Consider the following 263-nt stretch of genomic DNA (forward strand, 5'->3'; position numbering starts at 1 on the left):
GGAAATGGCCCTTCTCCTTCAGGTGTATAGATTCGAACAGTAATCTCACCTTCATTTACAGGAATTTGACGGTTTTCAACTTTCGCTACAGGTGGAACTTCAACACCTTCTGGAAGTGGAGCGTTCAATGCTTGACGTACCACATCTGGAGTTAAATCCTGAAGCTTTGGACCACTATAAAATGCCTCTAAATACAACTTTGCACTGTTTGATAAACCCATTACTCTTCATCCTTTCATTGAAAAATTCGCATGCATTTATAT

General features: G+C 39.5%; 1 pseudogene. It reads right to left on the reverse strand.

Going from position 1 to position 263, the window contains the following annotated elements:
• Positions 1 to 221, reverse strand: a pseudogene (locus SB764_RS41415) (alpha/beta hydrolase); the annotation flags it as partial.
• Positions 222 to 263 lie beyond the last annotated feature (42 nt).

This window comes from Paraburkholderia sp. SIMBA_027 (assembly GCF_046535315.1).
GTDB lineage: Bacteria > Pseudomonadota > Gammaproteobacteria > Burkholderiales > Burkholderiaceae > Paraburkholderia > Paraburkholderia tropica.